The organism is Kitasatospora arboriphila, from assembly GCF_039528095.1.
Lineage (GTDB): Bacteria > Actinomycetota > Actinomycetes > Streptomycetales > Streptomycetaceae > Kitasatospora > Kitasatospora arboriphila.
Genome location: NZ_BAAALD010000041.1, coordinates 32,043 through 54,091 on the forward strand (window position 1 = coordinate 32,043; position 22,049 = coordinate 54,091).

21 protein-coding genes, 1 tRNA gene and 1 pseudogene are annotated in these 22,049 nt (G+C 71.1%); 12 read left to right on the top strand and 11 right to left on the bottom strand.

All coding sequences use genetic code 11. The annotated features are described in order from the left end of the window. The first annotated feature begins 121 nt into the window (after positions 1–121). The 6 genes from ABD353_RS21270 (at position 122) to ABD353_RS21295 (ending at position 6,695) form a co-directional block, all read left to right on the top strand. Positions 122–604, top strand: coding sequence for a CarD family transcriptional regulator (locus ABD353_RS21270; RefSeq protein ID WP_014136563.1), 483 nt, complete (start codon positions 122–124; stop codon positions 602–604). Between the two features lie 300 nt (positions 605–904). Continuing rightward, a complete protein-coding gene (gene ispD, locus ABD353_RS21275) occupies positions 905–1,690 on the top strand; it encodes a 2-C-methyl-D-erythritol 4-phosphate cytidylyltransferase (RefSeq protein WP_344625248.1) in 786 nt (261 codons plus the stop codon). Next, positions 1,680–2,207: a 2-C-methyl-D-erythritol 2,4-cyclodiphosphate synthase gene (gene ispF, locus ABD353_RS21280; RefSeq protein ID WP_344625249.1), complete on the top strand. Its 528-nt coding sequence runs from the start codon at positions 1,680–1,682 to the stop codon at positions 2,205–2,207. The genes ispD and ispF overlap by 11 nt, the downstream gene beginning before the upstream one ends. 158 nt (positions 2,208–2,365) lie before the next feature. Further along, positions 2,366–3,757 (top strand): cysteine--tRNA ligase, encoded by a 1,392-nt coding sequence (gene cysS / locus ABD353_RS21285; protein ID WP_344625250.1) that lies wholly within the window; start codon positions 2,366–2,368, stop codon positions 3,755–3,757. A gap of 135 nt (positions 3,758–3,892) precedes the next feature. Beyond that, positions 3,893–4,885, top strand: coding sequence for a 23S rRNA (guanosine(2251)-2'-O)-methyltransferase RlmB (rlmB, locus tag ABD353_RS21290; RefSeq protein ID WP_344625251.1), 993 nt, complete (start codon positions 3,893–3,895; stop codon positions 4,883–4,885). 280 nt (positions 4,886–5,165) lie between these two features. Beyond that, the gene (locus tag ABD353_RS21295; protein ID WP_344625252.1) at positions 5,166–6,695 is read left to right on the top strand and encodes a DoxX family membrane protein; all 1,530 of its coding nucleotides are present in this window, start codon (positions 5,166–5,168) and stop codon (positions 6,693–6,695) included. Between the two features lie 157 nt (positions 6,696–6,852). On the opposite strand, the gene ABD353_RS21300 is transcribed toward ABD353_RS21295, so the two are convergent. The 3 genes from ABD353_RS21300 to ABD353_RS21310 all read right to left on the bottom strand — a co-directional run bounded on the left by ABD353_RS21300 (position 6,853) and on the right by ABD353_RS21310 (position 9,685). Continuing rightward, positions 6,853–7,626, bottom strand: a complete 774-nt coding sequence (locus ABD353_RS21300; protein ID WP_344625278.1) for a nucleotidyltransferase family protein — start codon at positions 7,624–7,626, stop codon at positions 6,853–6,855. A 262-nt stretch (positions 7,627–7,888) separates the two neighbouring features. Continuing rightward, on the bottom strand, positions 7,889–8,317 hold the full coding sequence (locus ABD353_RS21305) for a hypothetical protein (RefSeq protein WP_344625253.1): 429 nt from the start codon (positions 8,315–8,317) through the stop codon (positions 7,889–7,891). 276 nt (positions 8,318–8,593) lie between these two features. Further along, entirely contained in the window at positions 8,594–9,685 is a 1,092-nt protein-coding gene (locus tag ABD353_RS21310) for an ABC transporter ATP-binding protein (protein WP_344625254.1), read from the bottom strand. A 307-nt stretch (positions 9,686–9,992) separates the two neighbouring features. On the opposite strand from ABD353_RS21310, the gene ABD353_RS21315 reads away from it, so the two are divergent. Further along, a tRNA-Thr gene (locus ABD353_RS21315) sits at positions 9,993–10,066 on the top strand. Between the two features lie 126 nt (positions 10,067–10,192). Here ABD353_RS21315 and ABD353_RS21320 read toward each other — a convergent pair. Together ABD353_RS21320 and ABD353_RS21325 are read right to left on the bottom strand one after the other, a co-directional pair. Continuing rightward, positions 10,193–11,716: pseudogene (locus tag ABD353_RS21320) on the bottom strand (site-specific integrase); the annotation flags it as partial. After that, complete coding sequence (locus ABD353_RS21325; protein ID WP_344625255.1) at positions 11,713–12,336, bottom strand: helix-turn-helix domain-containing protein; 624 nt, start codon at positions 12,334–12,336, stop codon at positions 11,713–11,715. The pseudogene ABD353_RS21320 and the gene ABD353_RS21325, both read right to left, overlap by 4 nt. A gap of 102 nt (positions 12,337–12,438) precedes the next feature. Here ABD353_RS21325 and ABD353_RS21330 point away from each other — a divergent pair, with 102 nt between their 5' ends. Continuing rightward, the gene (locus tag ABD353_RS21330; protein WP_344625279.1) at positions 12,439–12,678 is read left to right on the top strand and encodes a hypothetical protein; all 240 of its coding nucleotides are present in this window, start codon (positions 12,439–12,441) and stop codon (positions 12,676–12,678) included. A 501-nt stretch (positions 12,679–13,179) separates the two neighbouring features. Further along, complete coding sequence (locus tag ABD353_RS21335) at positions 13,180–14,313, top strand: DUF3631 domain-containing protein (protein ID WP_344625280.1); 1,134 nt, start codon at positions 13,180–13,182, stop codon at positions 14,311–14,313. A 159-nt stretch (positions 14,314–14,472) separates the two neighbouring features. On the opposite strand, the gene ABD353_RS21340 is transcribed toward ABD353_RS21335, so the two are convergent. Continuing rightward, positions 14,473–14,736, bottom strand: a complete 264-nt coding sequence (locus ABD353_RS21340) for a ribosomal protein L7/L12 (RefSeq protein WP_344625256.1) — start codon at positions 14,734–14,736, stop codon at positions 14,473–14,475. Positions 14,737–15,189: 453 nt separating this feature from the next. Between ABD353_RS21340 and ABD353_RS21345 the strand changes: the two genes are divergently transcribed. Next, on the top strand, positions 15,190–15,870 hold the full coding sequence (locus tag ABD353_RS21345; RefSeq protein WP_344625257.1) for a DUF429 domain-containing protein: 681 nt from the start codon (positions 15,190–15,192) through the stop codon (positions 15,868–15,870). A gap of 117 nt (positions 15,871–15,987) precedes the next feature. Here the strand turns inward: ABD353_RS21345 and ABD353_RS21350 are convergent, their stop codons facing one another. From ABD353_RS21350 to ABD353_RS21370, 5 genes are all read right to left on the bottom strand, one after another. After that, the gene (locus tag ABD353_RS21350) at positions 15,988–16,785 is read right to left on the bottom strand and encodes a hypothetical protein (RefSeq protein WP_344625258.1); all 798 of its coding nucleotides are present in this window, start codon (positions 16,783–16,785) and stop codon (positions 15,988–15,990) included. 19 nt (positions 16,786–16,804) lie between these two features. Then, positions 16,805–17,701 (bottom strand): aldo/keto reductase, encoded by an 897-nt coding sequence (locus ABD353_RS21355; protein WP_344625259.1) that lies wholly within the window; start codon positions 17,699–17,701, stop codon positions 16,805–16,807. Further along, positions 17,698–18,885, bottom strand: a complete 1,188-nt coding sequence (locus tag ABD353_RS21360; protein WP_344625260.1) for a cupin domain-containing protein — start codon at positions 18,883–18,885, stop codon at positions 17,698–17,700. Before ABD353_RS21360 ends, ABD353_RS21355 begins: the two co-directional genes overlap by 4 nt. Positions 18,886–18,898: 13 nt before the next feature. Continuing rightward, positions 18,899–19,039: a hypothetical protein gene (locus ABD353_RS21365; RefSeq protein ID WP_344625261.1), complete on the bottom strand. Its 141-nt coding sequence runs from the start codon at positions 19,037–19,039 to the stop codon at positions 18,899–18,901. A gap of 180 nt (positions 19,040–19,219) precedes the next feature. After that, on the bottom strand, positions 19,220–19,714 hold the full coding sequence (locus ABD353_RS21370) for an ATP-binding protein (RefSeq protein WP_344625262.1): 495 nt from the start codon (positions 19,712–19,714) through the stop codon (positions 19,220–19,222). Between the two features lie 203 nt (positions 19,715–19,917). Here ABD353_RS21370 and ABD353_RS21375 point away from each other — a divergent pair, with 203 nt between their 5' ends. Both ABD353_RS21375 and ABD353_RS21380 read left to right on the top strand, forming a co-directional pair. Continuing rightward, the gene (locus tag ABD353_RS21375) at positions 19,918–21,231 is read left to right on the top strand and encodes a helix-turn-helix transcriptional regulator (RefSeq protein WP_486326983.1); all 1,314 of its coding nucleotides are present in this window, start codon (positions 19,918–19,920) and stop codon (positions 21,229–21,231) included. Then, positions 21,228–22,046 (top strand): class I SAM-dependent methyltransferase, encoded by an 819-nt coding sequence (locus ABD353_RS21380; RefSeq protein ID WP_344625264.1) that lies wholly within the window; start codon positions 21,228–21,230, stop codon positions 22,044–22,046. The genes ABD353_RS21375 and ABD353_RS21380 overlap by 4 nt, the downstream gene beginning before the upstream one ends. Positions 22,047–22,049: the final 3 nt, after the last annotated feature.

Sequence of the window (22,049 nt, forward strand, 5' to 3'; positions counted from 1 at the left end):
GGTCGCAGCACGTCATGGGGGTGGTTGTCAAGCCCTGAGACCTGCCCTGACCTGCGAAAACGCCCTTCGGGTGCGCCGAGAAGCGTGTTATTCTGGAAAGCCACGGAAGGGGTCCTGTCACATGACGTTCAAGGTTGGCGACACGGTGGTCTACCCCCATCACGGGGCCGCGCTGATCGAGGCCATCGAAACTCGCCAGATCAAAGGTGTGGACAAGACCTACCTGGTGCTCAAGGTGCAGCAGGGAGACCTGACACTGCGTGTGCCCGCCGAGAACGCGGAGTTCGTCGGCGTGCGCGACGTGGTCGGTCAGGAAGGTCTCGACCGGGTCTTCGAGGTGCTGCGCGCGCCGTACACCGAGGAGCCCACCAACTGGTCGCGTCGCTACAAGGCGAATCTCGAGAAGCTCGCCTCGGGCGATGTCATCAAGGTCGCCGAGGTCGTCCGCGACCTGTGGCGCCGCGAGCGCGAGCGCGGCCTGTCGGCCGGCGAGAAGCGGATGCTCGCCAAGGCTCGCCAGATCCTGGTCAGCGAACTCGCGCTGGCCGAGAACACCAACGAGGACAAGGCGGAGACGCTGCTCGACGAGGTCCTCGCCTCCTAAGCGGCTTCGCAACGCCCAGCGCCCGATGCCGGTGCGCGATCCCGGTCACACCGTTGTCCGGGTCGGTCTCCGGCACCTCGGGCGCTTCGGCGTGCCCGCCCACGGTGCATCCGGGCCGCGGGTGCCGGCCGGGTGACGGCGCGTTCGGCGGGCCCGCGCGCCCGTCGTGCGGACGCCCCGCACGGGCCGACGCACCCCGGTCGCACGCCGGCCCTGCGCGCGGGGTGTCGGACTCGTCGGAGCGGTTTGGCTAACGTGCAGTCGGAAGGGGTCCGTCGCGTACGCCGTGCGGCGCACGCCATGGCCATACCCACTTCGCCGAAGGAGCGAAACCTGAACGGGTCAGCAGCAGTTGCAGCGGCGGTGGTGCCCGCCGCCGGGCGCGGGGAGCGGTTGGGGCCCGGCGCCCCGAAGGCCCTCCGCGAACTCGGCGGGGTGCCCCTGCTGGTCCACGCCGTCCGGGCGCTGGCCCGCAGCCGGGCGATCGGCCTGGTCGTGGTCGCCGCCCCGCCGGACGGGGTCGCCGAGGTGGTCGCCCTGCTCGGCAGCCACGGCCTCGACGGCAAGGACGTCCGCGTGGTCGCCGGCGGCGCCACCCGGCAGGAGTCCGTCCGGCTCGGACTCGCGGCCATCCCCGAGGAGGTCGAGGCGGTGCTGGTGCACGACGCGGCCCGGCCGCTCGTCCCGGTCGAGGTGGTGGACGCCGTCGCCGCCGCCGTCCGCGCCGGGGCCGACGCCGTCGTCCCCGCCGTGCCGCTCGCCGACACCGTCAAGCGGGTCGAGCCGCAGGAGCCCGGCGTGCCCGAACCCGTGCTGGAGACCCCGGACCGCTCCGCGCTGCGCGCCGTGCAGACCCCGCAGGGCTTCCGCCGCTCGGTGCTGCACGAGGTGCACGAGAAGGCGGTCGCCGAGGAGTCGGCCGGCGGCCTCCCGCCGGTCACCGACGACGCCGGGCTGGTCGAGCGCTTCGGCGGCCGGGTCGTCGTGGTGCCCGGCCACGAGGAGGCGTTCAAGGTCACCCGTCCGCTGGACCTCGTGCTCGCCGAGGCCGTGCTCGCCCGTAGGAGGGCCTCCGATGGTTTCTGACCCCACCGGCGCCGCCGGCTCCGCCGTCCCGGCCGCTCCCGTCATGCCGCTGGTCGGCATCGGCACCGACGTGCACGCCTTCGAGGCCGGCCGCCCGCTGCGGGTCGCCGGACTCGACTGGCCGGACGCCGGTGACGGCCTGGCCGGGCACTCGGACGCCGACGTCGCCGCGCACGCCGCCTGCGACGCGCTGTTCTCCGCCGCCGGCCTCGGCGACCTCGGCGCGCACTTCGGCACCGACCGCCCGGAGTGGTCCGGCGCCGCCGGCACCGCCCTGCTCGCGGAGGCCGCCCGGATCGTCCGCGCCGCCGGCTTCGAGATCGGCAACGTGGCGATCCAGGTGATCGGCGTCCGCCCGAAGATCGGCAAGCGCCGCGCCGAGGCGCAGGCCGCGCTCTCGGCCGCGGTCGGCGCCCCGGTCGCCGTCTCCGGCACCACCACCGACGGCCTCGGCCTGACCGGCCGCGCCGAGGGCCTGGCCGCGATCGCCACCGCCCTGGTGTATCGGACCTCCTGACGTCCCGCCGGTCCGCCCGGCCCGCCGCCCTGACGGCCCGTCCGCCGGGGCGGCCCGCCCGGGCACGGGTCGGCGGGCCCCGGAACCGCTGCGACGGCGGGAGTCCCGCGCCCGTAAAGGTGGCGGGGCACCCCCGTGGGCCCACTACGCTTGACGCTGTGACCCTTCGCCTGTACGACACCAACACCCGCCAGGTACGCGACTTCGTCCCGCTTGTACCGGGCTGTGTCTCGATCTACCTGTGCGGTGCCACCGTGCAGGCCCCGCCCCACATCGGGCACATCCGGTCCGGCCTCAACTTCGACGTGATGCGCCGGTGGTTGGGCTACCGCGGCTACGACGTCACCTTCGTGCGCAACGTCACCGACATCGACGACAAGGTGATCGCCAAGAGCCGGGAGTTCGGCATCCCCTGGTGGCAGATCGCCTACGCCAACGAGCGCGCGTTCAACGACGGCTACGCCGCCCTCGGCTGCCTGCCGCCCACCGCCGAGCCGCGGGCCACCGGCCACGTGCCCGAGATGATCGAGATGATGCGCGGCCTGATCGAGCGCGGCCACGCCTACGCCTCCGAGGGCAACGTCTACTTCGACGTGAAGTCCTACCCGGACTACCTGGAGCTCTCCAACCAGCAGCTGGAGAACCTCCTGCAGCCCGAGGGCGAGGGCGAGACCGGCAAGCGGGACGCCCGCGACTTCGCCATGTGGAAGCGGGCCAAGGAGGGCGAGCCCAGCTGGGAGACCCCCTGGGGCCGCGGCCGCCCCGGCTGGCACCTGGAGTGCTCGGCCATGGCGCACAAGTACCTCGGCCGGGCCTTCGACATCCACGGCGGCGGGATCGACCTGATCTTCCCGCACCACGAGAACGAGATCGCGCAGTCCAAGGCCTACGGCGACGACTTCGCGGCGTTCTGGGTGCACAACGCCTGGGTCACCATGAGCGGCGAGAAGATGAGCAAGTCGCTCGGCAACTCGGTGCTGGTCTCCGACATGGTGCAGCGCTGGCGTCCGATCGTGCTCCGCTACTACCTGGCCTCCCCGCACTACCGCTCGATGATCGAGTACAGCGAGGAGTCGCTGCGCGAGGCCGAGACCGCCTTCGCCCGCATCGAGGGCTTCGTCGAGCGGGCCGTCGAGCGCTGCGGCGCGGTCGACCCGGCCCCCGAGGTCCCGCTCGCCTTCGCCGAGGCGATGGACGACGACCTCGGCGTCCCGCAGGCCCTCGCCGTGCTGCACACCGCCGTCCGCCAGGGCAACAGCGCGCTGACCGCGGACGACAAGGACAGCGCGGTGGCGCGACTCGCCGAGGTCCGTGCGATGCTCGGAGTGCTGGGCCTCGACCCGCTCGACGACTTCTGGGCCGGCGGCAGCCGCGGCGACGACCTGCACGGCGTGGTCGACTCGCTCGTCCGGCTCGTCCTGGACCAGCGCCAGGCGGCCCGGGACCGCAAGGACTACGCCACCGCGGACGCCATCCGCGACCAGCTCGGGCTGGCCGGGCTGGCGATCGAGGACACCCCGTCCGGCCCCCGCTGGACGGTCAACCAGTAGGTCCCGCCCACGGGCGGGACCGGCGAACCAGTAGCCCCGGCCACGGGGCGAGCGTGGGCCGCAGCCGGTGCTCCACCGGCTACGGCCCATCCTCATGACGAACCTCAAGACGTAGAAGAGACAGGAAGTACAGCCATGGCCGGCAACAGCCAGCGCAGGAACCGCCGCAACCCCGGGTCGAAGAAGGGCGCGAGTGTCGGTACCGGCGGCCACAGCCGGAAGGCACTGCAGGGCAAGGGCCCGACCCCGCCCGGGGAGGCCCGCAAGGGACACCCCAAGCAGCGTGCCGCCAACGCCGCGCTCAAGCGCGAGCGGGACGCCAAGTCCCGGGCCGGCATGCGCCGGGCCGGCGGCGCCGGCCGGGGCGGGCGCGGCGGCGCCGGTGCCGCCGAGCTGGTGGTCGGCCGCAACTCCGTGGTCGAGGCCCTGCAGGGCGGCGTGCCGGCCAACGCGCTGTACGTGATGCAGTTCATCGACACCGACGACCGGGTCCGCGACGCGTACCAGGCCGCCAACGAGCGCGGCGTCCCGCTCATGGAGGCCCCGCGCGCCCAGCTCGACCAGATGACCGGCGGCCTCAACCACCAGGGCCTGGTGCTGCAGGTCCCGCCGTACGAGTACGCGCACCCGGACGACCTGGTCGCCGAGGCCGCCGACGCCGGCGAGGACGCGCTGATCATGGCGCTGGACGGGGTCACCGACTCCCGCAACCTCGGCGCCGTCGTCCGCTCCGCCGCCGCCTTCGGCGCGCACGGCGTGGTCATCCCCGAGCGCCGCGCCGCGGGCATGACCGCCGGTGCCTGGAAGACCTCCTCGGGTGCCGCCGCCCGGCTGCCCGTCGCCCGCGCCACCAACCTGACCCGCGCCCTGGAGGCCTACCAGAAGGCCGGTCTGATGGTGGTCGGCCTGGCCGCCGACGGCGAGGCCGAGATCGGCGACCTCGACGCGCTCACCGGCCCGGTGGTCATCGTGGCCGGCTCCGAGGGCAAGGGCCTCTCCCGGCTGGTCGCCGAGACCTGCGACATCCGGGTCCGCATCCCGATGCCCGGCCAGACGGAGTCGCTGAACGCCGGTGTCGCCGCCGGCATCGTGCTGTACGAGGCCGCCCGGATGCGCGCCCGCCGCTGACCGGCGGCGGTCGCTGGGGGTGGTTCCCCGCCGGCCGGCAGCGCCGCAACGGCGCTGTTCCGCCCGGAACGGACAGCTTCGTGGGAGGAACCGATCGGGTCCGGCCGGGCCCGATCGGTTTTCCCATGATCACTTCAAATCCACGCCGGGAATCCACCCGGGAGAGTGTCCTCCGGGCCCGTCACCCGGTTAGTGGGGTGTGGACACCAGAACACCTCGGCGCCCGGGACAGGGCGGCACGGCGGGGATAGACCCCGGACCGGGCCTCAGCACGGTCAGGGTGCCGTCCGATCCCGCGAAGCTCAGCAGCACCCAGGCCAGCTTCCGCATCCGGCTCGCCGCCCCGGTGGCCCCGATGATCGACGTGCCGGTCGGCGCGGCCTTCGGGGACCCGTACGGCATCCGGGCCGGCGTGGCCGGCCTCGGCGCCCGACCCCTGGTCACGCCGCAGGTCGTGGTGCCGAGCGCGCAGATCCCCGCCTTCGCGGGGGCCGGCACCGCCGCGCCCCGGCGCAAGGGCCGGGTCACCACCGTCACCTGGAGCGGTCAGACGGCGCCCGGCGACATGGCGGCCACCCGGCTGCTGGAGGCCGTCCGGCTCACCACCGTCCCCGCCCCGGCGGGCGCCCCCGGCTTCGGCCCGACCGGGCCCGGCGCCGGCGGACCGGGCGACGAGACCCAGCCGCTGCACGCCGTACCGCGCCAGGCGGGCCCGCCCCCGCTGCCGTACGAGCCGATCACCCGGGGCTGGACGCCCAGCGGCGACCTGCCCGAGGCCCCCGCGGCCGCGGGCCCGGCCGACGCCCGGCACGCCCGCTACCCGGGCCGCCGGGTCGACCTCGGCCTGGTGCTGCTGCCGCTGCGGGTCGTACTCGGCTCGCTCTCCGTCTACGCCGGCTTCAGCAAGCTCTGCGACCCGGTGTACTTCGACGGCGGCGAGCGCGGCTCGATGATGCGCTGGCTCTCCTCGCTGCACCCCTGGAAGGTCGCCGAGCCGCTGCTCGCGTTCGCCATGAACCACCCGGTCGGCGCCGGGCTGGGCGTGGCGTTCACCGAGATCGTGGTCGGTGTCCTCACCGTCCTCGGCCTCTGGCAGCGGGTGGCGTCCGCCGCGGCGATGACGCTCTCCGCGGCGCTGCTCTTCACCGTCAGCTGGCGGTCGGTGCCGGTGTACGACGCCCCCGACCTGATCTTCCTGGCGGCATGGAGCCCGCTGCTGATCGCCGGGGCGCCGTTCGGCTCGCTGGACGGCCGGATCGCCCTCGACGCCTGGCGGCAGTACGGCCCCGAGGCGACGCAGGCGATCCGCCGGCGGGTGCTGCGGCGCAGCTCCGTGGTGGCGGCGGTGGTCGTCGGGCTGACCCTGCTGATCGGCTCGATGCTCGGAGCGGCCGTCCGTACCGGCGGCGGCACCGGCCCGGCGCCGGTCAAGCCGCCGACCGACTACGGCTCGCCGCTCTGGCCGGGCAACGGCACCGGCAGCTCGCAGTCGTCGACGCCGAGCCCCTCCCCGTCGCCCAGCCGGTCGACCTCCCCGTCCCCCTCGGGGAAGTCCTCGCCGTCCTCCTCCTCGACCAGGGGCGGCAAGTCCAAGTCGACCAAGTCGGGTGCCACCGCGGGCAGCAGCGGCGGACCGGGCCGGTCCACCAGCACCCGCGGGAGCTCCTCGGGCGGCACCGGCGGCAGCGGGTCCACCCCGCGGCCCGGCAGCAGCGCCGGCCTGATCGGCGGCGTGCTCGGCAGCGCGCCGCTGGGCGGCCTCACGTCCCTCGGCATGGACCGGCCCACCGGGCCGGCGGCCACGGCCTGAGGCGCCGCCGGAAGAGCTGTCGGCGGCCCGGGGCGCGGCGGCGCACCGAACGGCGGAGGGGCCTCCCACCCGGGTGGGAGGCCCCTCCGCCGTTCCCGTGCGTGCGTCAGCCGTCCGTTCCCGTGCGCGCGGTCCGTCGGCTGTCCCGTGCGTGCGGTCAGTCGTTGGCGGGGCGGCCGGCCGCGGCGAGCTCCTTGGCGGCCTCCGTCAGGTCCTTGACGGTGTCGATCGCCCGCCAGTAGCAGCCCTGCGGCAGTTGATAGCCCGCCAGCTGCTTGGCCCGCGCCAACTGCGGGAAGGTCGTCCGCTCGTGGTCGCCCACGTCGGGCAGCAGCGCCCGGAACGACGGCCCGAAGACGTACAGGCCCGCGTTGATGAGGAAGGGCGAGGGCGGCGCCTCGACGAAGTCCAGCACGTTGCCGAAGCGGTCGGTCTCCACCGCGCCCCACGGGATCCGCGGGCGGGCCAGCGCCAGGGTGGCCACCGCGGCCCGCTCGTGGTGAAAGGCGGCCATCTCGCGCAGGCTGAACCGCGTCCAGATGTCGCCGTTGGTGGCGAACCAGGGCTCGGCCGGCCGCGGCAGGGCCGCGGAGGCGTACTTGAGGCCGCCGCCGCGGCCCAGCGGCTCGTGCTCGACCACCGTGCGGACCCGCACCGGCAGTTCGGTGCCGTCGAGCCACTCCTGCAGCACCTCCGCGAGGTGGCCGCAGGAGATCACCACGTCGGTGACGCCCTCGGAGGCCAGCCAGGAGAGCTGGTGGCCGACGATCGGGATGCCCGTGCCGGGGATCTCCACCAGCGGCTTCGGACGGTCGTCGGTGTACGGGCGGAGGCGGGAACCCTGCCCGCCCGCCAGGATCACCGCCTGGGTGACGGCGGGCGCGGCGGCCAGGGTGACGGGGTCGGCGGCGGCCGCGAGCTCCGCGGCCATGTCGGCTGGCGTCTGATCAGCGGTCATAGCCAGAACAATAGGCTCCGCGGGGAGCTGACCCCATGCGTCCGGCGGCACTGCACCCGAACGGGCCGCCGAGCCCGTCCGGCAGGATCGGCGGACAGCGGACAGCGGGCCGCGGGTCACGCGCAACGGGCCGCGGACAGCGGCCGTGGGCAGCCGGAAGCGCTGCGCCCAGGTGCAGGGGGCGCAGCGCTCGCGGGTGGTCGGAACGGATCGGGCGGTGCCGCGGGAGGGGCCGTCAGGTGGTGACGCCGGCGGCGAAGGAGCCGTCGCAGACCGGGCGGGCGAAGGAGCGGGCCCGCTGCACGTCGCCCCCGTACTTGCGGACCGCCGCGCGGCCCAGCTCCGAGGCGAGCTCGGTGCAGTACGGCGTCAGCGACGGCTTCTCGCGCATGGTGCGCTCCAGCAGGTCCAGCGCGGTGCCCGGGTTGTGCGCGTCGAGCTCGTTGAGCAGGTCCGTGCGGAGGGCGTCCCGCGGGCTGTCGGCGGACCCGGCGGAGGTGCGGCCGATGCTGCCGTCGCTGCTGGACGCCGCGACCACCTGCTGGTCGAGGCCCGTCGGAGGAGCCCACGGAACCCGGGTCACGGCGAGAGTGCCGGTGGTCACCAGGATCACCGGCAGGGTGAGGGCCACGGTCTGGCCGATACGGCGTAGGAGCTGCTTCACGCCACAGGAGCGTAGCGACGGGTGGCGGAAAGGTCGCGCTGCGTTACACCAATGAGTGACCGGTGTCCTGTTTTGTTCCGTCATGCGGTTGACGGCCGGGCGGCCGGACGGGTGGTCGGACGGGTCGCCGCCCGGGGCCGGACGGGAGCGGGCCTGCGGGATCCCCGCCGGTGGGCCCGGCGTTTCGTCCGGACGCGCCGGGGCCCCGGCGGAACGGTGTCCGCCGGGGCCCGGTCGTGCTGCGGTGGGCGCGGCCCGGTCGCCCGGGCCGTCGGCTCACTTGCTCAGGCGCAGGCCCGTGCTGGTGGAGAAGACGTGGGTCTCGCCGCCGGTCGGGACCACGTGGATCGTCTCGCCCTTCTGCGGGACCTGGCGGCCGTGGACGCGCACGACGATGTCGGTGTCGTCGCCGCCGATCTTGGTGGTGCCGTAGACGTAGCCGTCGGCGCCGAGCTCCTCGACGACGTTGACGGTGACCGCGACGCCCTCGATGCCGCCGCCGGAGACGATCTCGAAGTGCTCCGGGCGGATGCCGACCGTGACGGTCTTGTCGGTGCCGGCGCCGGCCAGGTCCTCGCGGGAGATGTTGATGACCGAGCCGCCGAACTTCACGCCGCCGTCGACCAGCGGGACGTCGACGAGGTTCATCGCCGGCGAGCCGATGAAGCCGGCCACGAAGACGTTGGCGGGCTTGTCGTACATGTGGCGGGGGGAGTCGACCTGCTGCAGCAGACCGTCCTTGAGCACCGCGACGCGGTCGCCCATGGTCATGGCCTCGGTCTGGTCGTGGGTGACGTAGACCGTGGTGATGCCCAGGCGGCGCTGCAGGCCGGCGATCTGGGTACGGGTGGAGACGCGGAGCTTGGCGTCCAGGTTGGACAGCGGCTCGTCCATGAGGAAGACCTGCGGCTCGCGGACGATCGCGCGGCCCATCGCGACGCGCTGGCGCTGACCGCCGGAGAGCGCCTTCGGCTTGCGGTCCAGGTACTGGGTGAGGTCGAGGATCTTCGCGGCCTCCTCCACCTTCTGGCGGATCTCGGCCTTCGACACGCCCGCGATCTTCAGGGCGAAGCCCATGTTGTCGGCGACGGTCATGTGCGGGTACAGCGCGTAGTTCTGGAACACCATGGCGATGTCCCGGTCCTTCGGCGGCAGGTGGGTGACGTCGCGGTCGCCGATGCGGATGGCGCCGCCGTTGACGTCCTCCAGACCGGCCAGCATGCGGAGGCTGGTCGACTTGCCGCAGCCGGACGGGCCGACCAGGACGAGGAACTCGCCGTCCTCGACGTGCAGGTCCAGGGCGTCGACGGCGGGCTTGGTGCCGCCGGGGTACAGGCGGGTCGCCTTGTCGAACGTGACAGAAGCCATGGCTGTGCTCTCCTTCACCGGCAGGAACGTGCCGGACGATCCGAGTAAAGGCTGGATTGTCGGGACCGGTGCTCCGCGTTCAGGAGTCGAACGGGGTCGGTCTCCCCGCGACCGTACCCGGACGTTCATCCGCTTGTCAGCCCCCGCCGGTGGCCGAATTCGGCATCGGTCCGATCACAAGCCGGACACATCACCCAAATCACCCGCCCGGCACCCCGTCCCACCGGCCAAAACCGACGGCGCCGCCCCGCACCGGCCCGCTACACTGCCCGTGGTACCGCCGTGGTCCGCCGCGGACGGTCACCGTGCCTCCTTAGCTCAGCTGGCCAGAGCACCGCTCTTGTAAAGCGGGGGTCGTCGGTTCGAACCCGACAGGGGGCTCACGTTTCCACCCCGGACGAGCTGCAGCTTCGGCCTTCCGGGGGCTTGATCACCGGCCTCGGACTTCTCGTCCGAGGCCGTTTGCGTGAGCGATGCGTGAGCGGATGGCCTGGTCGGGTCGGTTGCCGCCGTGGACTGGGCAACCTTGCGCGGCCTGTTCGCTCGGGGGACAAGCCGGGCCGCCGCCTCTGCGATCGCCCGGTCGACCTGCGGGAGCAGGGTCGTGTACGTGTCCGAGGTGATGCCGATCGAGGAGTGGCCGAGCATCTCCTTGATCGAGTGCAGGTCCGCGCCCGCCGCGTGAGCGAGCGTGGCCGCGCCGTGGCGGAGGTCGTGCAGGCGGATCGGCGGGAGGCCGGCCTCCTCGGCCAGCTCGCGGAACCGGTCGGTCACGGCGGTCGGGTGCAGCCACTCGCCGTTCTCCTTGGTGAAGACCCGGCCGGTCTCGACCCACGCGGTGCCCCATTCCTCGCGGTCGGCTCGCTGCCGCTCGCGATGGGCCTCCAACACCGCCACCGTCTCCGAGTCGAGGGCAATCGTCCGGGCGCCCGCGTCCGTCTTCGGGTCGTCTTCGTAGACCGCCCAGCCGTCCACGACGAGCTGCTTGGCCACGGTGAGCAGCCCCGACTTCAGGTTGGTGTCAGCCCAGCGCTGACCGCACGCCTCGCCGCGTCGCAGCCCCCGGAAGGTGATCAGGTGGAACAGCGCGTAGAGGCGGTCCTCGGCGGCCTGGTCGAGGAACAGGCCCGTCTGCTCTGGCGTCCAGACCATCACCGGCGACGGCCGCTCGCCGGTGAGCTCCCAGTGCTCGATCCGCTCCTCGGTCCAGACGAGCGGCTTCGGCCGCTTGGCGGCCTCCAGCTCGACATGGGACGCCGGGTTGAAGGTGATGATCTGCCGTCGGATCGCGGCGTTGAGGGCGGCCCTGAGCGTGGAGCGGATCCGCTGGCAGGTCGACGCGCTGACGGTCCGCCGGAACGGCTCCATCCCGGCGATGGCGGCCTTGAGAGCCTTGCGCTGCGCGCGGAACTCCTGTCCCTTCCAAGGGATCTGCGCCAGTTCGTCGATGGCGGCTCGCCGCTGGGCGTTCGCCTCGGCGATCTCGACGTTCTCCTCCTCGATGGCCGCGAACATCTCCTCCAGGTGTCGGACCCGAAGGCGGTCGAGCCGTATGTGGCCAATCCGCGGCTTGAGGTAGAGCCGGATGCTGCTCTCGTCCCGGCTGATCGCGGTCTGGCGGCCGCGCTTGCTCGCCAGCCACTGGTCGAGCCACTCGCCGACGGTCAGCCGGTTCTGTAGGTCCTGCCCGGATGCGAGCCGGCGACGGGTCTCCTCGACGTCTGGCAGCGGCACCTTCTCGTGGGCGACCTTCTCCAGCAGGTCGGCTATCTGCGCGAGGCCCTCAGGATCATCCGCGTCCGGGATGTGCAGCAGCTCGCGGACCTGGTCGAGATCGGCCTGGGCGGTCTTCCGGGACTCATAGCCGGAGCGGTTGAAGGACCGGCGTGAGCCGTCCTCGCGGTTGGGCAGCTCCTGGCGCACCGCGTAGGAACCGTGCTTGCGGCTGCTGAGCTTCGGGCAGGCCTTGCCGAGCGGCTTGCCGGTGTCGGCGTCCCGGCAGTAGCAGCGGTGGTAGGTGGAGCCCTTCACGGGGTTCCCTCCTTCATCTGGTCGTCCTTGTGGTCGGTGTCGAGGAATGCGAGGTGGCTGGGGAGCGGAGGGGGAGTCAGCCCCAGCTCGCGCATGCGATGCCGGATCGGCACGAGCTCCGAGCGAATGGCCTTCACGAGGCGGTCGAACTTGGCTTCGGCGCCGTGCGGCCAGTCCTCCCTCGCGCCGGAGAACTGGAGCTGCCAGGCGTCGTGATGCCCGGTCCGGAGGCGGTGCTCGACGCCCGCGTACTCGCGGAACACGGCCGCGTCGCCGAAGTCCAGGTCCTCGCCGGTGAACCAGCTGAACGCCGTCCACGGATCTCGGCTCTCGTGCGGGAGGCAGTCCACGCTGGTGCTTCCGTCGAGCGGGAAGACCAGGGCGGCAGGCGGCGTGTCGACAGCCCTGGCGAGCACGAGCAGCTCCGGGACGGTGAGGGTCAGCCGACGCCCGGACTCCCAGTTCGCGATGACGTTGCGCGGGATGGGGTGGCCCAGCTCTTCACAGGCGTCGGCCAGGTCCTGTGCGGTCATGCCCAGCTCCTTCCGGCACCTACGAACCTCGGCGATCACGGTTCTCGTGACCTGCGCCGACCAAGATTCCACTTCGTCGTGTGTCATATCGACACATTATTGCGGTGCAAGCTGCTCCTCGATCCCGGACTTGCCGGGACCGCAGACAGGGGCTCGCCCCTGTGAATGGAGACAGCTGTGCGAACTGAGATGGGCAACCAGGAGCTCACGGGCATGAGCCGGGCGGAGCTGCTCGCGTTGCCGGCCGCGATCGACCTGGACACCGCCAACCGCGCCATCGGCCTTGGCCGCAGCAAGGGCTACGAGCTGGCGAGGCGGGACGCCTACCCGTGCCGTGTGCTTCGGCTCGGCAAGAAGTACCGGGTGATCACCGCGGACCTCCTGCGACTGCTGGGCATTGACGCCACGGCTGGCGGTGAGGCTGCGTGATCGCGGAGCGGCAGGTGGGCCCAGGGGTTTGTCTGCCGTGAGAGGACGACGACCGGAGCAGTGGATCTTCCACCAGGGCAGTCGTATCGTCGCGTCGCCCGCCCGTCGTACGGCGGCGCAACCCAGTCCAACCGCCTGCGAGTTGAGCCCGATCAGCTCGTTCCGCCTTGCAGGCCGGGAAAGCGACGGCCCTCGGTGCTACCAACACCGAGGGCCGGATGAAGTCCCCAGATCAGCGAATCAGTCCAACCGGTGGCAGCGCGACGGTCCAGGTCGCGTGCCCCAGCGAGGAGCTTCACCGTGAACTCTACTTCTCCGCAGCCCATACCGGGAGGCCCGGCGCAGGGCTGGCCGCCTGTCGCCGTCCCCGGTCAGCCTGATCACTTCCGACCGGCGGTCGGTCAGAACGACGTACTGACCGACCGGACTGACCGGGAGCCCGGTGCCTTGACCGGTCAGGTCACCGCTGACCCGGTCAGTGACCCGGACATCTTTGGTGGGATGACCGGAAGCGGCGATCTGCCGGTCACTCCGTCATCGCAGGGAGCCGAGCTGCTCTGCGAACTCCGATCTGCCATAGCTCGCTTCGTGATCCTCCCGTCCGAGCAAGCTCTGGATGCCGTGACGCTGTGGGTTGCCGCCACCCATCTGCAGCCCGCTTGGCAACATGCCCCGCGTCTTGCCGTGATCGGCCCGGCCAAGCGCTGCGGGAAGTCTCGGCTGCTCGACATCGTCACCGAGACCGTCCACGACCCGCTCATCACGGTCAACGCGTCCTCGGCGGCCATCTTTCGGTCGATCACCGACCAACCGCCGACCCTGCTCGTGGACGAGGCGGACACCATGTTCGGCACCGTCAAGGCGGCCGAGAAGAACGAGGACCTGCGTGGCCTGCTGAACGCCGGTCACCAGCGCAACCGACCTACCCTGCGGGTCGTCGGACCGGACCACAAGGTGGTCAAGTTCCCCACCTTCGCCATGGCGGCTCTGGCCGGGATCGGGGACCTCCCGGACACGATCATGGACCGGTCCGTGGTCATCCGGATGCGGCGCCGGGCGCCGGGCGAGCGCGTCTCCTCGTACCGTTCTGACCGGGACAACCCGGGCCTGCGCGAGCTGCGCGACGGTCTCCATGCCTGGCTGGTGCCGCTGATCGACGCGGCGACCGACATGGAGCCGCCCATGCCGGTCGACGACCGAGCCGCTGACACCTGGGAGCCCTTGGTGACGGTCGCGGACCTCGCCGGAGGTGAGTGGCCGGTGCGTGCCCGCGCGGCCTGTCGTGCCATGACCGCCTTCGAGTCCGGGCAGGACGAGGACGGCGGCCTGAAGACGAGGATCCTGGTCGACATCCGCCGCGTCTTCGCCGCCGGTGGCAACCCGGACGCCCTGTCCACCGAGCACCTCCTGACCGCCCTGAAGGCCGACCATGAGGCGCCGTGGGCCGAGCACGGACCGACGGGGCTGAGCGCCCGTGGCCTGCAGCTCCTGCTCAAGGACTACGGCATCGGGTCGATGAACATCCGCTTCCCGGACGGCGTGCAGCTCAAGGGCTTCACCCGCAACGGTTTCCTCGACGCCTGGAGCCGCTACTGCCCCGAGCCCGCCGAGCCGCCGGTCACTACCGGCAGCTGACTCGCTGCCAGTCGTACCACCCGTCCCCGCCCAGCTCAGGGCGGGGACGGGTTCGTTCTCCGCAACGGGTCCTGTCGTCCCGCGAGCGCCACCCGTACCGCTCTGACCAGGTCTGCAACGTGTGGGACGGCTGCAACGCGGTGGGTAGCGGACGAATCCTCAGTCGGTCTGCTCGACCGCATGGGCGACAGCGCCAACGGCGCAAAGAGCGCTGGCAGCTGTCCGCGCTGTGTCTTCGGGTTGGTCTTCGAGAACCGTCGCTGGAAGCTGGCCGATGAGGAGTTTGCCGTGCCACAGGCTGAGCCCGGTGAGCCGGCGGATCTCCTTCAGTACGTCCATGGTGCGGGTGCCGGGATCGGCCAGCACGACGCTGTACGGCACGTCGTCACAGACCAGCGTGATGTACCTGACCTCGCCGTCCATGCCCCCTCCAACTGCCGGTCCTTGAGCCTAGCCCCACAGCGTAGAAGGCGGAGGGGGCCGCACGCGGAGCAAGTTGTGCGGTAAGCACTGCTTACCGCGAGCCCCGGCCAGCCGGAGCAAGTTGTGGGGTAAGGAGTCCTTACCCCGGGTTCCGCTGCGACGGCGGCGGAGCAGCCGAGCCTGGCGGGCCGAGGGCGGCCGGACGTGCGAGCGCTCGAAGCGCGCCGCCTGTAGCTCACGCCCCTCGCCCGCCACCCCGCGCACCTGTGCGCTCTCCCAGCGCCTCCGGAGCAAGCTCAGAGGGCACCGCAGAAGCGCGGCTTCGACCGAGCCAACTCAGTGCCGCCTCAACCGAGTACCGTCCTCAGCCACCTTGCCGTCGAGTCTCGATGACACCAACGTTGCAGCTGCTAGCTTGCCGACAAGTGAGTGTTTCCAGCGCTGAGGTGGGCGATGAACGTCATAGGTATCGATGCATGCGGTAAGCGAGGCTGGGTTGGCGTCTGGCTCGTCGACGGGGCGTACCACCGCAGCATGGTCGAGGTGCAGCTTGAATCCCTACTTGCCCGTTCCAGTGACGCCGACGTGGTTGCTATCGACATGCCCCTTGGGCTGGTCGAGTCCGATTGGCGTGCCGCCGATACCTGTGCCAAGGCAGTGCTCGGCCCTCGACGCAGCAGCGTCTTCATGACGGCGCCAAGGCCGGTCTGGGATGAGCTGGACTACCCGGAAGCCAGCGACAAGTGCTTCTCGATCACGGGGAAAAGGATCAGTCGTCAGACCTGGGCGCTGGCGCCGAAACTCCGCGAGGCCAGGGAATGCTGGCTCAAGGACTCCGATCGCATCTACGAGGTGCACCCAGAAGTCTCGTTTCAGGCGATGGGCGGCGGAAAGCCGTTGACGTACGACAAGAGGAGCTGGCGAGGACAGGCACTGCGGAGGTCTCTACTGTCTGCTGTGGGTATCTCGCTTCCGGACGCACTGGGCGAGGCGGACCCTGTCCCGACGGACGACGTACTCGATGCCGCCGCGGCCGCGTGGTCTGCCCACCGTGTCGCAGTCGGCACCGCCGCGTGCCTTCCCGAGGTGGCCGAACAGGACGCTGCAGGACGTCCAGTGGCCATCTGGTACTGACACAACGGCTGGTCTGCGCTTTCGGGAGGAGGCCGTCGATCTCGGAGTGCTGCGGCCTCTGCGGCTCCCCCGGTCGAGCATCGTGAAGGGGAGCCCGTGATGGGGGAGCCGGTGAAGTCACCCGGTAAGCCTCGCGAGGCGGGCTCGCAAGGGGCCCTCCAGATCGAGGTTGTCGCCTCGGGTGGTGGTCTGCAAGAGCTCAGTGATGACCACGAGTTCGGCGAATCGCCCGGTTGGAGTGCTGAGGATGTGTCCGAGGTGGCAGCGGACTTGGGCGGCTGTTTCAGGGATGAGCAGGCTGTAGGAGTGCAGGAGGGCGGCGTCGTAGCCGGCGGGTGCACGTCCCCAGCCTTCCCAATCGAGCAGGGTCGGTTTGGGACTGGTGAGGTTGGCCCAGTGCAGGTCACCGTGGGCGGTCGTCCAGGCCGGCACTCTGGTGTCGATCGGGAAGCCCAGATACTGGGGCATGGCGCGGTCCAGGTATTCCTGCCGGACCGCCACCCGGTCGCTGGGCACGGTGGCAATGGCGTCGAGTGCAGTGCTGAGCCCGACCCACCAGGCGTCGTCCAGGTCAGGCGCTTCCCGGAGGATCGGCTCGTGGGTCGTGATGGTGGAGGCAGTGACCTTGTCGTACAGCTCTGCCAAGTATCCGTGCTTGCCCTCGGTCCAGGTACGCCGCTCTCGCAGGCGCGGCCTGGGTACCGCAGGCGGCATGAGCCGTTCTGCCTCCTGCGGTCCCTCCCAGAGCTTTCCGCCTGCCTTGTCGGCGGGGGCGAACACCAAGCGGAGCCAGCCCTCGCCGGACGCCGTGGCAACCGGGCGGCTGAGGGTACGTCCACGCCAGCCCCACGCTTCGCGCGAGCCGATCGGTGTCGCGTCGAGCGCCGCTGCGGCTGTGGCGTGCATCTCGCGCATCCGCCTGGCGGTGTCCGGCTCAGGTTCCGAGTACATCAACGACCCTTCGCAGTACGTCCGGAGACAACGGCGGTCGGCCGACGGCGTCGGCGGCCTGGGTCCAGTGTTCCGGGTTCCCGGTCGACAGGAGCACGCGTTTCACTCCGGTGGTCGAGGCCACGACGGCGAGGGCAGCCTGCGCGGGTGTGCTGCCGGGGCTGATCAGGTCGGTCAGCTCGCGGGTCAGGATGCCGGGAATCTCGCCACCGTGGAGCGGGGCGGAGGCGAACACCTCCAGTCCCGCGTCCAAGGCGTCGACCAGTGGGCCGTGTCCGTCGAGCGCCTGGGCGACGGGCACGAGGTGGACGAGGGAGACAGGGAGTTGGATGGCCCGCAGGTGGTGCTGCGGGCCGCCGGCCTTGGTTGCGAGTTCGAGCAGCGCAGGCACGTCGAAGAGCCCGCTACTGAAACCGCGCCAGGTCGCCACGCCGTAGGAACTGATGACGCGCTCGCTGCACGCCTCCTCCAGAGCGAGGAACGCGGCGTAGAGCCGATCAGCGATCTCGGCTTCCTGGCAGTCATGTTCCGGGTTGTGAAGGAATACGACGTCGGGCATGCGGCCGAGCATGCGCTTGCTACGGGCGACCTGCCAGGTGATGTAGTCCGGCGCCAGGCAGTGCCCGCGCTTGGCATCACCGGCGGAGAGCGCACCAGCGCGCACGCCGATCCGCCTGGCACTGGGAGGGACGAAACCCACCTTCGTGGAGACGCGAAGGTCCGGATACGCCGCCAGAACCAGGGCCAGTGCCGCCTCCGCCCGACCACCCTCGTAGTTGGGCGCGGTGTCCACCCAGTCAGCGCCCCGGGAAGCGGCCCGCACAGCGGCCTCGGCCACATCGTGACAGCGGTAAGTGCCGAGGCCCAGCTGGGCCGTCATCGTGCACCTCCGATCGCGGCGGCCTGGCCGTCGACCAGCTCCGTCACGACACCGGCCGCCTGCGCGAGGGTGACGCCTGCGGCCTGCGCGAGATCGGCCAGCCGGTGAGCTTCCCCGTCCGCGAGGAGCACGAGCATCGGCTCGGCCTTCGCGGCAAACGTCCACTCCTCGCCGCCAGCGGTCAGCCGGACGGTGCCGTCAGGCACGGCCGCGAGCGCGGGCCGCGTGGTGACCAGGCGCACCTGAAGGTCAGCATCCGGCGGGACCACCGTGATGTGGGGCAGCGACGGCGCGAGCCTGGCTCGCTCGGTGGCGTCGCGGGCGAAGGAGAAGCGGGCGATCAGGTCGTCGCTCTCCAGCTCGGTCGCGATGAGCTTGCCGATCGTGTCGAGGAAGGCTCGCTGCTCCTCGGTGGTCCCAAAGCGCGGGATGTCCGCTCGAACGGCCTCGTGGGCACGCAGCATCTCCGACAGCCAGGTGATCAGGTCGGCGCCCGTCGTGCTCTGCAGCCCGCACGTGACATGCAGCGAGTGCTCGCCCTCGGAAGCGGCGACGGCGTGCCACCAGCCCCGAGGCAGATAGAGCACGTCGCCGGCGGTGAGGACCAGATCGGCGACGGGCTCCTCGGGCGGCGGTTCCGGGGCCTCGACGTCGCGGTGCATTGGCAACGCGCGGGTGGGGCCGTAGATGCGCCAGCGCTTCGCGCCGTCGAGCTGGACGACGACCACGTCGTGATCGTCCCAGTGGACGCCGAAGCCCTCGGTGCCGGTCCAGGAGGCGTACAGGTTGACCTGTACGCCGGTTCGCAGCCAGCGCTCCAGCTGGCCGGCCAGAGCGCCGATTCCGGCGTGGAGTTCGTCGACGGCGTCCAGGACCAGCGTGGCACCCTCGGCGAGACGCTGGTGCAGCTCGGAGGGCTGGAGCTGGTGCCAGACGGTGCTCCGCCGGGTGGTGATCGGCCGGGAGTAGGTGTGCGCGGGCACCTGCTCCCCGTTGGCGGCGAGGCGGAAGCGAGGGGGTTCGAACCGGTGGTGGGTCAGGATGGCGTTGAGGTCATCCCAGCTCATCAACCCGGCGAGTGACGCGGCTTTGCCGCGTGCGACCTTGAAGCTGCGGCCGAGCGTCTGGGCGAGGAAGTTATCCCCGCCCAGACGCTCAACCACCGAGAAATGCTCGGCAGTCATCGTGATGGAGCCGTCAGTCGTTGGTGTCGGTTCGGCCGGTGGAGCCGCCGTCCGACGGCTGCTCGCCACGCGAGCGGGCCGCGGCGACCTTCGTACGGGCGACCAGCAGGCCGTCGCCCTCCAGCTCGGTGCTGGTCGTCAGGTTATCGGGCATGAAGTACTCCTTCGGTTTCATGGGGCGGGCCGACTGCCCGGCCCCGTCGTGGGTACAGCGGTGGATCCGTTGCCAGGGCAAGCCGTTGGCAAGGAACCTCGGGTGCTTTTGCCGCGTGGCTGTTGACCAGCGCGGCCACCTGCATCCCCCAAGCCCGCGTCGGGGCAGGAGGAAGTCTTGTCAGGCACTGATAGGGACGACGTCCCGTGCCTTCGGGGCCGTGGCCCTCACTAGCGCGGTGAGTCGCTCGTCGCCCGAGGCGGCGGCGGTGGTGCCGACCTCGAACCAGATCCGCTTGCCAGCGGGGTCCGGCTCGGCGCCCCAGTTCGTCGCGAGCGTTGCCACCACGAACAGCCCTCGCCCGTTGGTGGCGTCGAGATCGATCCCGCCGGCAGCCGGCAGTTCGTGGCCGAGGTCCGTCACCTCGACGCGCAGTCGGTCACCGTCCCAGGACACGCAGACGACGCACGGGGCGTGGGTGTGGGACACGGCGTTGGTGATCAGCTCGCTGGACAGCAACTCGACATCGCGGAGTGCGTCCTCCGCCAGCGGCAGGCCCCAACCGCGCACGGTCCGTATCACCCGCCGCCGGGCGTCCGGCACGGCCTCGACACTGGGCAGCACGCGAAAGCCGAACGGGGCGGGGGCAGTGGCCTGCCGGGTGGCGACGGACATGAGCGCGGACCTTTCACCGGGACGAGGTCGGCAGCGGGCCGAACCACGCCGGGATTCACCCGGCAGGTATCTACAGAACCGCCTCCAACGCGGGTGAACCAGAGCAGAATTGATGCGGCAACGAGGCATCCGTGCTGCAAACCCGGGCATGACCTGGCCTGCTACGACTGCAGACGAACTGACGTACCTCTGGAGGACGCGGAATGGCATCCAGGAGGTCCCGGCTGATCCAGCGCAGGGAGGCGGTTGGCCACACCCAGGAATCCCTGGCTGAAGCCCTCGATGTGGACCGTACGACCGTGGGGCGATGGGAGAGCGGCAGGGGTGCCCCACAGCCCTGGATGCGGCCGAAGCTCGCCCGCGCCCTGGAACTCTCGGTCGACCAGTTGGCCGACCTGCTGGCAGCGCCCTCTGCAGCCGCGGAAGCAGTCCCACCGCCCAGCAGCGTCGGCGATGCCTCGCCTCCTGTGCCTGCCCGGCGGACGGACCACAGCAATGATCTCGTAGTGGCCGTGGCAGCCGACTCGGCAGAGTCCGCGCTCTTCCTTCGCTTCGCGAGCGCGTCCAACGTGGACGACACGCTGCTTGAACAGATCGACGCGGACATCGCGAGGCTGGCAGGGGATTACGTGAGCAAGCCGGTGTCCGAGCTCTTCCACGACATCGGAACCCTCCGGCGAGGAGTGTTCGACTTACTTCGAGGCCGCCAGCACCCTTACCAGACAAGCCATCTCTACCTGCAGGCCGGACGCCTCTGTGGCCTGGCCACCCATGTCGCCCTCGACCTCGGCCAGTACACGGCCGCCGCCACCCACTCGCGAACGGCCTGGCGCTGCGCGGAGTCAGCCGGGCACAACGGTCTCCGGGCCTGGACCCGATCCGTCCAGTCCTTGATCGCCTACTGGCAGCAGGACCACCGCCAGGCCGCCGAACTGGCCAGAGCTGGGCTGCCGTACGCGGACAGCGGGACGATCGCAGCCCGCCTGCTCAGCCTCGAAGCACGGGCCACCGCCGCGCTCGGCGACAGCGCGAGCGCGCTACGGGCCGTGGAAGCTGCCGAGGCGGCGCGGAGCGCCGTAGCCGCCGTGGATCTTCCCGGCGTATTCACGTTTCCCGAGGCCAAGCAGTGGACCTACGCCGGCACCGCCCTCCTTGCCCTGGGCAGCCAGCGTCACGTGAACCGCGCCATCGAGGCGTCCTCCCGGGCCATCGCCCTGTACGAGTCCGCACCGCAGCAGGAACAGTCCTCCGGCGACCTGCTGGCAGCCCGCCTCGACCTCGCCAACGCCCACCTCGCCCACGGCGACCTCGACGGCGTGCAGGAGAAGCTCTCGGTGGTGCTGGGCGCCGCACCGGACCGGCGAACAGCGAGCATCTCCAGCCGCCTTCGGGCGCTGAGCACTCGTCTCGCCGAGCCAGCTTACGAAGGCTCCCCGATCGTCCTGAGTCTCCGTGAGAATGTCAGAGAAGCCTGCTGTCGACCCGCACTCACGAATCCTCCGGAGCTGCCACAGTGACGAGCAACACCGCACAGCAGGACGCCGCTGTCGCCGACAAGTCCATCCTCGCGAACAGCGCCTACGCCGACGGACGCCACCTGGCCGCCCGCCAGTCGATCTACCGGTGGCAGCAGCCGCAGTACGACCTGCCCGGGATCGTCGTTGAAGAGCTGGCCAGCACAAGCGGGATCGTCCTCGACGTCGGCTGCGGCAACGGCAAGTTCGTCAGCCGTCTACACAACGAGCGACCGGACCTTCAGGTCGTCGGGATGGACATCTCGGCGGGCATCCTTGCCGATGTCGAGAAGCCGGTCCTGGTGGCCGACGCCCAGGCCCTGCCGTTCGCCGATGACAGCGCCGACGCCGTACTGGCTCTGCACATGCTCTACCACGTCAGCGACATCGAGGCCACGATCAAGGAGTTGGCACGCGTCCTCCGGCCTGGCGGCGTGCTCATCGCCTCGACCAATAGCGACGCCGACAAACAGGAACTGGACCAACTCTGGGTCATGGCTGCCGGAGACATCCTCGGGATTCCCGAGGGGCCGGCACGGATCTCCCTCAGCTCCCGCTTCTCCCTGGAGAAGGCACACGGTTACCTCGAGACAGCGTTTAGCGAGATCCGCGTTCGACAGCTTCCTGGCACGATCAACGTCACCGACTCGGCCCCGATCGTTGCCCACCTTGCCTCATACGAAGCGTGGGCCGAGCAATGCGGCGTCCCGTTCGAGCAAACAGTATTGAGGGCACGAGAAATCACTGAATCCACCATCGCCGAAGAAGGTTCATTTGAGATCAAGTGCCTCGGTGGCGTCCTCACATGTCGGCCGTAGCCT

Bases quoted from the DNA above. Each gene is read 5' to 3' on its own strand.
- ABD353_RS21270 (WP_014136563.1), top strand. From the start codon at position 122: ATGACGTTCAAGGTTGGCGACACGGTGGTCTACCCCCATCACGGGGCC.
- ispD (WP_344625248.1), top strand. From the start codon at position 905: ATGGCCATACCCACTTCGCCGAAGGAGCGAAACCTGAACGGGTCAGCA.
- ispF (WP_344625249.1), top strand. From the start codon at position 1,680: ATGGTTTCTGACCCCACCGGCGCCGCCGGCTCCGCCGTCCCGGCCGCT.
- rlmB (WP_344625251.1), top strand. From the start codon at position 3,893: ATGGCCGGCAACAGCCAGCGCAGGAACCGCCGCAACCCCGGGTCGAAG.
- ABD353_RS21300 (WP_344625278.1), bottom strand. From the start codon at position 7,626: ATGGCCGCGGAGCTCGCGGCCGCCGCCGACCCCGTCACCCTGGCCGCC.
- ABD353_RS21310 (WP_344625254.1), bottom strand. From the start codon at position 9,685: ATGGCTTCTGTCACGTTCGACAAGGCGACCCGCCTGTACCCCGGCGGC.
- ABD353_RS21325 (WP_344625255.1), bottom strand. From the start codon at position 12,336: ATGACACACGACGAAGTGGAATCTTGGTCGGCGCAGGTCACGAGAACC.
- ABD353_RS21330 (WP_344625279.1), top strand. From the start codon at position 12,439: ATGGGCAACCAGGAGCTCACGGGCATGAGCCGGGCGGAGCTGCTCGCG.
- ABD353_RS21335 (WP_344625280.1), top strand. From the start codon at position 13,180: ATGACCGGAAGCGGCGATCTGCCGGTCACTCCGTCATCGCAGGGAGCC.
- ABD353_RS21340 (WP_344625256.1), bottom strand. From the start codon at position 14,736: ATGGACGGCGAGGTCAGGTACATCACGCTGGTCTGTGACGACGTGCCG.
- ABD353_RS21345 (WP_344625257.1), top strand. From the start codon at position 15,190: ATGAACGTCATAGGTATCGATGCATGCGGTAAGCGAGGCTGGGTTGGC.
- ABD353_RS21350 (WP_344625258.1), bottom strand. From the start codon at position 16,785: ATGCGCGAGATGCACGCCACAGCCGCAGCGGCGCTCGACGCGACACCG.
- ABD353_RS21355 (WP_344625259.1), bottom strand. From the start codon at position 17,701: ATGACGGCCCAGCTGGGCCTCGGCACTTACCGCTGTCACGATGTGGCC.
- ABD353_RS21360 (WP_344625260.1), bottom strand. From the start codon at position 18,885: ATGACTGCCGAGCATTTCTCGGTGGTTGAGCGTCTGGGCGGGGATAAC.
- ABD353_RS21365 (WP_344625261.1), bottom strand. From the start codon at position 19,039: ATGCCCGATAACCTGACGACCAGCACCGAGCTGGAGGGCGACGGCCTG.
- ABD353_RS21370 (WP_344625262.1), bottom strand. From the start codon at position 19,714: ATGTCCGTCGCCACCCGGCAGGCCACTGCCCCCGCCCCGTTCGGCTTT.
- ABD353_RS21375 (WP_486326983.1), top strand. From the start codon at position 19,918: ATGGCATCCAGGAGGTCCCGGCTGATCCAGCGCAGGGAGGCGGTTGGC.